Here is an 8,961-nt window from a genome sequence, read left to right on the forward strand (position 1 = left end):
GGGACGGGGACGAGGGACAGGTTCGATACCTTGCTGTCTAACTCCCCACTTACCGAGCAAGGTTGCCAAAAATCATCCGATTGGATGGAAATTCGCCCTCTGCGGCATGCGCGAAACAACAGGGGTGCGGGGCGCCTTGACGCCTTCCGGGGACACCGCCCGGCCGCCCGCCCTGGACCCGGAGACGCGGGCCTGACCGCTGTGCGGTGACGTTCACGACGCCCGGGCGTCCGCTCCCTTCGGGGGGGTGGACGCCCGGGCCTTTCCGTCGGCGGGCCGGGCCCGGCGGCCTCAGAACGTCAGGTTCCAGCTGTCGATCCGGCCGGTGTCACCGCCCGCGTTGTCGTTGACGCGCAGTTTCCAGGTGCCGTTGGCCACCCGCGCGGAGGCGTCGACGGTGTACGTCTGGTGGATGTCGTCCGCGCTGCCGCCGGTGTGGTTGTGCAGGGTGTACACGGTGCCGTCGGGGGCGACCAGGTCGACCTTCAGATCACCGATGTAGGTGTGCACGATGTTCACCCCCACCTTGAGCGCGGCCGGGGCGTTGCCGCTCACCCCGGTGACGGTGAGGGGGCTCTCCACGGTGGTGTTGTCGCCGACGGCGACATCGGCCGTGTTCTCGAAGTACTTCCCCGGCGGGACGGTGGCGCCGACCGCCTTGAGCGCGTCGACCTGGCCCTCGCCGAAGAACGCGTTCTTCGCGGTGGTGCCGGTGCACCGGCTGTCCGACGGGCAGGGGACGTCGTTGGCCTGGACGGCCAGCTTGTCGCGGAGCTGGGCCGGGGTGATGCCCGGGTTGGCGCCGGCCAGGAGCGCGGCCACCCCCACGACGTGCGGGGAGGCCATCGAAGTGCCGCTCTTCGTGCCGTACTTGCCGCCCGGCAGGGTGGAGTAGACGCCGCTGGAGCCGTCGCCGCCCGGGGCCGCGACGTCGATCACGCCGTTGCCGAAGTTGGAGTAGGACGCCTTCACGTTGCCGCTGCCCATCGCCGAGACGGTGACGACGCCCGGCAGCTCGGTCGGGATGTCGAGGCAGGCGTTGGTGATACGGCGGGTGGTGGGCGTCGAGTCGTTGGGGCTCTCGGTGTCGGTCGTCTTGTTCGCCAGGTCGTAGGTGGAGTTGCCCGCGGCGGCGACCTGGAGGGAGCCCTTGTTCTCGGCGTACTCCTGGGCGCGGCGCACCCCTTCGATGATGGCGGCCTGGTCGGCGTTGTCCGGGCAGTTGAACTGCCACGGGTCGGTGTAGTAGCTGTTGTTGGTGACCTTGAAGCCGTGGTCGCCGGCCCACACCAGACCGCAGACGGTGTTCTCGGCGTAGAAGAGCGTGGAGCCCGGCTCCGCGAGACGGACCGAGGCGATCTTCACCCCCGGGGCGACGCCTACGACGCCCTTGCCGTTCCTGGCGGCGGCGACCGTACCGGCGACGTGTGTGCCGTGGCTGTCGACGTCACGCCAGGCGCCGGTTCGGGTGTCCGGCTTGCCGTAGGCGCAGGAGACCGAGTCGGCGGCGTCGAAGTTGGCGGCGAGGTCCTGGTGCTGGTCGTCCACACCGGTGTCGAGGATGCCCACCTTCACCGAGGACGAGCCGGTGGAGACGGCCCAGGCCTGGTCGGCCTTGATCTGGCTCATGTCCCAGCGCACCGGCTCACCGGCCGGGGTGCTGGACTGCGCCGGGTTGGCGGGCGGCGCCGGGTCGTAGGCGTCGGCCGGGACGTCCGCGGTGCGGGTGGCGCCGACCTGCTGGACTCCACCCACACCCCGCATCGCGGTGGCGAAGGTGCCGGAGGCGGAGTGGGCGACGATGACGCCGATCGCGTCGAAGGACGAGAACACGGTGCCGCCGTTGGCGGTGACGGCCGAGCGCACCGCCGGGGTGTCACCGGGGGCGGTGATGACCAGATAGGCGCGGGTGCCCGCGGCCCAGGCCGCCGCGCTCCGGGCCGTGACCGGCGCGGTCGCGCGGGCCGGTGCGGGACCGGCGGAGGGTGAGACGGGCTGGGTGCTCGCGAGGGCGGGGGCCGCGAAGGCCAGCGCGGCTCCGAGGGCGGCGGCCCCGGCCAGAAGGCGTCGGGGACGTCTGGATATGGGGGGTGTCAATGCGTCCTCCGATGACCCGACAGGCACGGGTGGCACCTACCGGGTCGTACGAAACGAATGGTGGACGCAAGATGTCAGATCATCGGCCGGGGTGGGAAGTGTCTTTCGCGGTACGGGTGTTCATCTGCGGCACTCACACCGTGTCCGTGACGGGAGCGTCGCCGCCACCGCCCCGCGTCCGCGCGGACGCGGGTGGTCAGAGGGCGTGCCCGGCCGTCGCGTCGACGTGGGCGGGCACCTCCTCGTGGCGGTCTCCCACCGAGAGCGTGCCGCCGGGCTCGAACATGAGGATCGAGGCACCGGACGGCGCGGAGGGTTTGTGCTCGGTGCCGCGCGGCACGGTGAAGACCGAGCCGGCCGGCAGGGTCACGGTCCGCTCACCGCCGTCCTCGCGCAGCGCGATGTGCAACTCCCCGTCGACCACCAGGAAGAACTCGTCGGTGTGGTCGTGGACGTGCCAGATGTGCTCACCCTCGACCTTGGCGACGCGTACGTCGTAGTCGTTGACGCGGGTGACGATGCGGGGGCTCCACAGGGCGTCGAAGGAGGCGAGCGCCCGGTCGAGGGCGATGGGCAGGTCGGTGGTGGGGGTGTGGTCGGTGACGGGGTGGTTGCTCATGGCCCCATCCTCAGCCGTGGCGCCGCCCCGCCGTGAGTGCTAGAAATCGCATATGCCGCAAGATTCCTCGCACGGGTCGCTCAGGACGCACGGGTCGCACGGGTCGCGCACCCACCGGGTCGTCGTGATCGTCGACGAGAACTCCAACCCCTTCGAGCTGGGCTGCGTCACCGAAGTGTTCGGGCTGCGCAGGCCCGAACTCGGCCGTGAGCTCTACGACTTCACCCTGTGTGCCCCGGAGCCGGACACCCTGATGCGGGACGGGTTCTTCACGCTCACCGGGGTCGCGGGGCTGGACGCGGCCGACAGCGCTGACACCCTGATCGTGCCCAACCGCCCGGATACCGAGGTGCCCCGGCGTCCCGCCGTCCTCGACGCCGTCCGGCGGGCGCACGCGCGCGGGGCGCGGCTGGTCGGGATGTGCAGTGGCGCCTTCACCCTGGCCGAGGCCGGGGTCCTCGACGGGCGCCGGGCCACCGCGCACTGGCAGTGGGCCGATACGTTCCGGGCCCGCTTCCCCTCGGTCGACCTGCGGCCGGACGTGCTGTTCGTGGACGACGGTGACATCCTCACCTCCGCGGGGAGCGCCGCCGCCCTGGACCTGGGGCTGCACCTGGTCCGCCGGGACCACGGGGCCGAGGTGGCCAACTCGGTGAGCCGGCGGCTGGTGTTCGCCGCCCACCGGGACGGCGGGCAGCGGCAGTTCGTGGAGCGGCCGGTTCCGGACGCCCCCGACGAGTCGCTGGCGCCGGTACTCGCCTGGGCGCAGGAGCGGCTCGGCGCACCCCTCACCGTGGCCGACCTCGCCGGCCGCGCGGCCGTCAGCCCCGCCACCCTGCACCGCCGCTTCCGCGTCCAGCTCGGCACCACCCCGCTGGCCTGGCTCACCGGTGAGCGGATCGCCCTCGCCTGCCGTCTCATCGAACGGGGTGAGCAGCGGCTCGACGTGGTGGCCCGGCGCAGCGGCCTGGGCACCGCCGCCAACCTCCGGTCCCGGCTGCGCCGCGAGACGGGCCTGAGCCCCTCGGCGTACCGGCGGCGCTTCGGACCGGAACCGGCGCCCGTGCCGGGCTGACCGCGGGACGGGGACCGGACGGCGTCCGGCCGCATACGGCGGAGTCACCCGCGCGCGTGCACCCGTCTCTCCGGGGCCCGGGTCAGCTCGCGCAGTACGTGTCCTTCGCCGGACGCTCCCCCGTGGTGAGGTACGTGGTGACCGCGCGGTCGCCGCATGCGTTGCCGTTGTCCAGGTACATCCCGTGGCCGCCGTGGTCGACCGTGACCAGCCGGGCCCGGCCGCCCCAGGCCTGACGCATCTTCAGGGAGCCGAAGTACGGCGTCGAGGGGTCCCGCAGGCCCTGGATCATCAGCACGTTGGACGGGCCGTCACCGGTGATCCGGACCGGCTTCTCGGCGGGCGCGTCCTTGAAGAAGGCGCACGGCACGATGTTGACCGGGCTGCCCGCCGTGAGCGGGTGGCGGACCCGGTCGGCCGCGACGGCCCGCTCGTAGGAGCCGGGTACCGGCTTGGGCCAGCTCACGTCGTTGCAGATCACCGCGACGGTGGCCGCCGCGTCCTGGTCGCTCAGGGGCTGGGCGAGCGCAGCGGGCAGGACCGGGGTCGCCTTGGGGTCCTGGGCCTGGTGGATGAGCCGCGCCAGCATGGGGAAGGACGCGTCCGAGTAGAGGGCCATCTGGAGCGCCTGGCGCAGTTGGTTGCCGGTGAGTGCGACACCGTCCGTGGTCGTCCTCCTCGGCCGTGCGTCGAGCTTCGCAGCGAGATCGAGGACCAACGGCCTTACGTCGGCGGCGTGTTGGGCCAGCCGCAGCCCTTCGGCCTCCCGGTCCGGGTCCGAGGCCCAGGCCGCGAAGTCCGGGAAGCGGATGTCGGCCGCCGGTGCCATGTTGGCCAGCCAGCCGCGCTCGACGCGGCGCGGGTCGGGGTCGCCGCTGCTGTCGAGCACCCAGCGGTCGGTGTGCTGCGGGTACGTCTGCGCGTACACCGCGCCCACATAGGTCCCGTACGAGACGCCGTACGCCGACAGCTTGCGCTCGCCGAGCGCCTGGCGGAAGCGGTCGATGTCGCGCACCTCGTTGCGGGAGGTGAAGCTGCGCAGCACCGCGCCCCCGTTGCGCTCGCAGGCCTCGGCGACGCGGCGGGACCTGGCGACGTTCTCGCTGATGTCGCCGCCCGGTCCCGGCCAGGACCGCAGGTTCACCAGCATGCGGTCGTCGGCGGAGAGCCCGCAGCTCGCCGTGGTGCTGGCGCCCACACCGCGCGGGTCGAGGCTGACGAGGTCGTAGGCGCCGCCGGTCTCAGTGCGCAGTGCGGCTCCCTGCTCCGCCAGTTGCCGCAGCCCGGAGCCGCCCGGTCCGCCGGGGATCACCAACAGTGCTCCGCGCCGCTTGTCCGGGTTCTGGCCGCGCAGCCGGGACACGGCGACGCTGATGCCCGGGCCCTGCGGATGCGCGTAGTCGAGCGGCACGGGCAGCGAGGCGCACTCCTGCCCGCTCACCGCGCCGTCGAAGGCGCAGGGTTTCCAGTCGAGCGCGGGCGCCCCGGTACCGGCGGAGCGGGCCTGGGCCGCCGGGACGGCGGTGGCGGTGAGGGCCGTGGTGGCGGCGGCGAGGGAGAGGGCGATCGCGAGGCCTCTGTGGCGGTAAGTCGTCATGGGACAAGGGTGGTTGAGCGGTTCCCGCGATCCCATCCGGCAGGCAGGCCGACCGCGGTGGGGTTATCCCCCGGGCCCCCTCCGGCCTCTCTGCGGGCAGCCGGAGGGGGTGGGCGGGGTCAGCGCACGATCTGGTCGCCGTCCGGCACGTCCTCGACCGTCACGACGGCGCGCGGCTGCCCCAGCCGGAGCGCGACGGCCCGGGCCAGGCCCTCGAAGTCCCGGCCCTCCGGCTGCGGTACCGCCTCCCCCTCGCCGTATGCCTCGATCGCCCGTGTGAAGTAGCCGGGGTGCCAGGCGCCCACCGCACCCCGGACCTCGACGGCGGCGACCGGGCGGCCCGCGACGGCCTTGCGCAGCGCGGGCAGGATCTCGTCGGACCGCAGTTCGCCCGGCACCTGGAACAGGCTGGCGTGGGCGCCGACCAGTCCGCCGGTGCGCAGCCGTACCGTCACGGTCAGACAGCTGGTGACGGAGGGGTAGGTGAGCACCCCTCCCCGGGCCACCTCCCTGACCTGGCCCTCCGTCACGGTGGCGGTGGCGGGCGCCGGGTGGACATGGGTGAGGGAGGCGACCGGTGCTGTCCGCGGCTGTGCCCGGACCGGAGCGGTGGCCACGGCCGCGAGGAGGGGCAGGGCCAGGGCGAGCACCACGGCACGTGATCCGGTACGGGTCCGGGAGGTGTGCCGGGGCGGCTGGTGGGAGGGCAAGAGGACTCCTGTTCAGGGATGAGGTCGACGGGCGTCCGTACGGTCGCACCGGCCGCCCGGTTCCTATCATCCGAGGTCAGGGCGGCTCCCGACAAAGCGGCCACGTGCGGGGCGGGCCGAGGCGCGGGCCCGGGCCGACATGGCCCGTACGGCCCCGGTCCCACGTCCCCGCTCCAGGCCTCCGCCCGCCCGGCCGCGGCGAAGGCGAAGATCCATGGGTATCGACAGAAGACACACGGGTCGTACACAGTGGCCTCCCGTTGTCGTGACCGAGCCAGCAGCGCCGAGGAGCCACCGTGACCAAGTGGGCAGGCCGGACCGCCGTCGAGATAGCCGAGGCCGTCCGGCAGAGGGTGGTCACCCCGCGTGAGGTGGCCGCCGACCACCTGGCGGCGATCGCCGCGCGGAACGGGCGCGTCGGCGCGTTCCGGGTGGTGCGCGCCACCGCCGCGCTCGCGGAGGCGGACGCGGTCGGTGCCCGTACCGATCTGGCCCGGCTGCCGCTGGCCGGTGTCCCCGTGGCCGTCAAGGACAACCTTCCGGTACGCGGTGAGTCGACCCGCAACGGCTCCGCGGCCACCCCGGCGGGGCCCGCGGCCGAGGACCATGTCACCGTCGCGCGGCTGCGGGCGGCGGGCGCGGTGGTGGTGGGGCTGACGCACGTACCGGAGCTGTGTGTCTTCGGGACCACCGACGGCGTCCACGGCATCGCCCGCAACCCCTGGGACCCCTCGCGTACGGCGGGTGGTTCGTCCGGGGGCGGCGCGGCGGCGGTCGCGGCGGGACTGGTGCCGCTCGCACTCGGCAACGACGGCATGGGGTCCCTGCGGATACCGGCCGCGCACTGCGGTCTGGTCGGCCTCAAGCCCGGCACCGGGCGCGTCCCCGCCGAACTCGGCGGTGGCTGGTTCGGGATGTCGGAGAACGGTCCGCTGGCGACGACGGCGGCCGACGCGCGGCTGATGTTCTCGGTGCTGGCGGGCGAGACACCGCCCACCGGCGACGAGCCGGCGAGCCCGCCTCGTCCGCTCAGGATCGCCGTCTCCACCCGCAGCCCGATCGCCGGGGTGCGGGTGACCGGCGCCTACACCGCGCTCACCCGCCGGGCGGCCCGGGCGCTCGCGGGGGCCGGGCACCGGGTGTCCGTCGCCCACCCGCCCTACCCGCTGACCTTCGGCGCGGTCGTCCTGGCCCGCTGGACGGGCGGCACCGCGCAGGACGCCGAGGGGCTCGACCCGCGTCTGCTGACCCCGCGCACCCGGCGCCACGCGGCGATCGGGCGGGCCGCCGAACGGCTCGGGATGCTGCGCGCGGACCACCGGGGGGCCCTGAACCGGCGGCTCGCGCCCTTCTTCGGGGAGTACGACGTTCTGCTCACGCCCGCGCTGGCCCGGCGCGGCCCGGCGGCCGAGGCGTGGCACGAGCGCGGCTGGCTGGCCAACGTCCTGGTGAACACCGCCTGTTCGCCCATGACCCCGCCGTGGAACCTCTCGGGTCACCCGGCCCTCGCGATGCCGTTCGGCTCGCTGCCCACGGGCCTGCCGGGTTCGGTCCAGCTCGTCGGCCGGCCGGGCTCGGAGCACCAGCTCCTCGATCTGGTGGCGCAGTTGGAGGGCTCCGACCCCTGGAAACGCACCGCGCCGGTCACCGGTCGAGGCGGGGCTTGACTGAGAGCGCACTCCAATTCGTAGCGTCGGCCGCATGACAGCACATCCCGCATCCCGCCCGACTCGTCCAATTCGTACGCCCGACGCGACGACACCGCAGCGCAGGATCGAATCCGGCTTCGGACAGCGCAGCACGGCTCAGGAGGTGCTGCGCGGCATCGACCTCACGGGCAGACTCGCCCTCGTCACCGGCGGCTACTCGGGGCTCGGCCTGGAGACCACGCGGGCGCTCGTGGGCGCCGGGGCCCGGGTGGTGGTACCCGCGCGGCGGCCCGCCGCCGCGCGGGAGGCACTGGCCGGACTCCTCGGCGCGGACGGCGGGCCCGGCGCCGAGGTCGACACCCTGGACCTGTCCGACCTGGACAGCGTCCGCGCCTTCGCCGACCGCTTCCTGGCGTCGGGCCGGGCCATCGACATCATGATCGGCAACGCGGGGGTCATGGCCTGCCCCGAGACCCGGGTCGGGCCCGGCTGGGAGGCGCAGTTCGCGACCAACCACCTGGGCCACTTCACCCTGGTCAACCGCCTCTGGCCGGCGCTGACGGCGGGCCGGGCGCGGGTCGTGGCGGTCTCCTCGCGCGGCCACCAGCTCGCCGGAATCGGCTGGGACGACGTCCACTTCGCGCGCGGCTACGACAAGTGGCTGGCCTACGGGCAGGCCAAGACGGCCAATGTGCTCTTCGCCGTCCATCTGGACGCGCTGGGACGGGACGCGGGGGTACGGGCCTTCGCACTGCACCCCGGCGAGATCCTCACGCCCCTGACGCGGCACGTCTCGCGCGAGGAGATGCTCGACGCGGGGTGGGTCGACGAGGAGGGGAACGTGGCCGGCTCGTTCAAGACACCGCGGCAGGGCGCGGCGACCCAGGTGTGGGCGGCGACCTCGCCGCGGCTGGCGGGTCTGGGCGGGGTTTACTGCGAGGACTGCGACGTGGCCGAGCCCGCGGTCCCGGGCAGCGGCCCGACGGGCGGTGAGGTGGGGCGCGACGAACTCACCCCCGGCGTCAGCACCCACGCCACCGACCCGGTCCAGGCCGCCCGGCTGTGGCGGCTCTCCGCCGAACTGACCGGGGTGGACGCGTTCGCACCGGGCGTCTGACGAGGGAGGGGCGCGGTTCGGGTGTCGCCCTCCGGCGGGCCCGAACCGCCTCCGCCCCCGGCGCCGCCCGTGCCCCTGCCTCCGCCCTCACCCCGCC

The 8,961-nt window shown here is 73.9% G+C and carries 7 protein-coding genes; 3 read left to right on the forward strand and 4 right to left on the reverse strand.

Features of this window, described 5'->3' with window-relative positions; genetic code table 11:
• Positions 1–291 precede the first annotated feature (291 nt).
• Both ACJA3G_RS22185 and ACJA3G_RS22190 read right to left on the reverse strand, forming a co-directional pair.
• On the reverse strand, positions 292–2,097 hold the full coding sequence (locus ACJA3G_RS22185; RefSeq protein ID WP_406554774.1) for a S8 family peptidase: 1,806 nt from the start codon (positions 2,095–2,097) through the stop codon (positions 292–294).
• A gap of 196 nt (positions 2,098–2,293) precedes the next feature.
• A complete protein-coding gene (locus tag ACJA3G_RS22190) occupies positions 2,294–2,716 on the reverse strand; it encodes a cupin domain-containing protein (protein ID WP_406554775.1) in 423 nt (140 codons plus the stop codon).
• Between the two features lie 52 nt (positions 2,717–2,768).
• Between ACJA3G_RS22190 and ACJA3G_RS22195 the strand changes: the two genes are divergently transcribed.
• A complete protein-coding gene (locus tag ACJA3G_RS22195) occupies positions 2,769–3,791 on the forward strand; it encodes a helix-turn-helix domain-containing protein (RefSeq protein WP_406554776.1) in 1,023 nt (340 codons plus the stop codon).
• A gap of 82 nt (positions 3,792–3,873) precedes the next feature.
• On the opposite strand, the gene ACJA3G_RS22200 is transcribed toward ACJA3G_RS22195, so the two are convergent.
• Complete coding sequence (locus ACJA3G_RS22200) at positions 3,874–5,388, reverse strand: alpha/beta hydrolase (protein ID WP_406554777.1); 1,515 nt, start codon at positions 5,386–5,388, stop codon at positions 3,874–3,876.
• 119 nt (positions 5,389–5,507) lie between these two features.
• Positions 5,508–6,098: a hypothetical protein gene (locus tag ACJA3G_RS22205; RefSeq protein ID WP_406554778.1), complete on the reverse strand. Its 591-nt coding sequence runs from the start codon at positions 6,096–6,098 to the stop codon at positions 5,508–5,510.
• 296 nt (positions 6,099–6,394) lie between these two features.
• Between ACJA3G_RS22205 and ACJA3G_RS22210 the strand changes: the two genes are divergently transcribed.
• Together ACJA3G_RS22210 and ACJA3G_RS22215 are read left to right on the forward strand one after the other, a co-directional pair.
• The gene (locus tag ACJA3G_RS22210; protein WP_406554779.1) at positions 6,395–7,765 is read left to right on the forward strand and encodes an amidase; all 1,371 of its coding nucleotides are present in this window, start codon (positions 6,395–6,397) and stop codon (positions 7,763–7,765) included.
• Between the two features lie 34 nt (positions 7,766–7,799).
• Positions 7,800–8,864 carry an SDR family NAD(P)-dependent oxidoreductase gene (locus ACJA3G_RS22215; protein ID WP_406554780.1) on the forward strand — a complete coding sequence of 355 codons (1,065 nt, stop codon included), beginning with the start codon at positions 7,800–7,802 and terminating at the stop codon, positions 8,862–8,864.
• Positions 8,865–8,961: the final 97 nt, after the last annotated feature.

The sequence above is a fragment of the Streptomyces sp. YS-3 genome (genome assembly GCF_045257485.1).
Taxonomy (GTDB): domain Bacteria; phylum Actinomycetota; class Actinomycetes; order Streptomycetales; family Streptomycetaceae; genus Streptomyces.

Bases quoted from the DNA above. Each gene is read 5' to 3' on its own strand.
- ACJA3G_RS22190 (WP_406554775.1), bottom strand. From the start codon at position 2,716: ATGAGCAACCACCCCGTCACCGACCACACCCCCACCACCGACCTGCCC.
- ACJA3G_RS22195 (WP_406554776.1), top strand. From the start codon at position 2,769: ATGCCGCAAGATTCCTCGCACGGGTCGCTCAGGACGCACGGGTCGCAC.
- ACJA3G_RS22200 (WP_406554777.1), bottom strand. From the start codon at position 5,388: ATGACGACTTACCGCCACAGAGGCCTCGCGATCGCCCTCTCCCTCGCC.
- ACJA3G_RS22215 (WP_406554780.1), top strand. From the start codon at position 7,800: ATGACAGCACATCCCGCATCCCGCCCGACTCGTCCAATTCGTACGCCC.